At 69.8% G+C, this 1,660-nt stretch carries 1 protein-coding gene; it reads right to left on the bottom strand.

Annotation, left to right across the window (positions count from 1 at the left end):
- Window positions 1–161: 161 nt before the first annotated feature.
- Window positions 162–1,538: an IS1380 family transposase gene (locus ABT078_RS42470; RefSeq protein WP_351237828.1), complete on the bottom strand. Its 1,377-nt coding sequence runs from the start codon at window positions 1,536–1,538 to the stop codon at window positions 162–164.
- Window positions 1,539–1,660: the final 122 nt, after the last annotated feature.

Genomic DNA, 1,660 nt, shown 5'->3' with positions numbered 1-1,660 from the left:
CCTCGATCTTTCTTGATGGGCCGCCGACGAAGTCGGCGGCCCATTTCGTTGTCGAAGGCCGAGGCCGGGCAGTCCGAGGGCCCGAGTGTCGTCTCGGGTGGACGCCGGGTTCCACTGCTCCGGCGCGAACGTTCTCTTGCGGGGACAGGTGAGTTCGCTGGTCAGCCAGGGTTCGGCAGGAGTGCGAGCCGTTCGAGGGCGTCTGTGATCTCGACTGTCCAGGGCCAGTGGCGGGTGAGGCGGAGGATGCGGCGCCGGCCGGTGGTCACGAGCTGGCCGGCCGCGGAGAACAGGCGGAACCGCAGGCGGCGCGGTTCCCAGAGCCGGGCTTTGCCGGTCAGGGCGAGCATGGGCATCCAGGCCAGCAGGTCGAGAGCGATCTGGACGATCTCCAGCCAGACCTGGTTCTGCGTGGTGTCGTGCAGGGGCAGGTTCCGCAGGCCGGTCGCCCGGGAGGCCCGGATCCGGTCCTCCGCGCGGGCTCGGAGCCGGTGACGGAGTTCGAGTTCGGCGATCGGCCGGTCGTGGGTGTTGGTGGCGAGGCAGGTGAGGCGCATGCCGTCCGCGTCCGTGATCCTCAACTGGGCTCCGGGATGGGGCCGTTCCTTGCGGACGATCAACCGAAGGCCCTGCGGCCAGCCGTCGAGCAGGTCGCCGGTGAGTTCGGCGACCCAGGCCCCGTCCCTCACTTCGCCGTCCGGCTCGACCGCAGGCGTCCAGGCCGACGCGGGGATCTTGAGAACGTGCCGGTGGATGGCCTCGGTGATCACCATGCCGACCGAGTAGGACAGCCAACGCCCGCGCTGGGCGAGCCAGGCCACGAACTCGTGGGTGCCGCCCGCGGAATCACAGCGGATCAGCGTCCGCCGTCCCCGCCGGTGCTGTTTCGGCAGTTGGGCCAGAGCAAGACGGGCGGCGGTGATGTGGTCGGCGGCCGTGTTCGATCCCGCGTTTCCGGGGCGGAGGAGGGCTGCGACGGGTTCGCCGGTTCCTCCCGGGCCGTGGTCGACGAACCCCATGAGCGGGTGGTGTCCGTAGGTCTTCTTCCAGGTCGGGGCCGCGTCCTGCTTGTCCGAGTGCGCGACGACCAGGACCCCGTCCAGGTCCACGGTCACCTGACCGCCGGCGTCCGGAGCCCGGTCCCCGGCCAATTCCCAGACACGTTGGCGGACTTCGGAACGTGCGGCCCGGATCGCGGTCAGGGCTTTCCCGTCGGAGGCGGCGAGGGTGTCAACCAGGCGGGAGACCGTCGGGTCGGAGGCGACCGGCCCGAACACGGCCGGCTCGGACCGCAGCAGGGCGACGTCGGCGAGGCAGTCCCCGCCGAGCGCGACCGCCAGCGCGAGGTCCACGAGTATCTTGCCGGGGTCGTGGACGGCCCGCGGCCTCCGCCACGGCGTCAGGGCTGCGGATATGGCCTGGTCAAGGCCGCTCTTGCGGACGGTTTCGATCAGCAGGACCGAACCGGCCTGCGAGACCACGGCCCGGCCGTCCCCCTGGACGCGGACACGAGGGTAGGAACCGATAGGCTTCTTCACCTGGAAAGTGCCTCTGGATTCAGCGGGAACAAGGACCTAGACAATCCTCATTCTCGCTGGTCAGAGGCACTTTCTGCTTGTGTGACCGCCTGTCGGACAGCCCGCTTCATGAAAGCGCGAGG

It is taken from the genome of Streptomyces sp. NPDC002133 (genome assembly GCF_040296405.1).
Taxonomy (GTDB): Bacteria; Actinomycetota; Actinomycetes; order Streptomycetales; family Streptomycetaceae; genus Streptomyces.
Note: the sequence above shows the minus strand (reverse complement) of the source record. Positions and strands in the feature narration are given on the sequence as shown.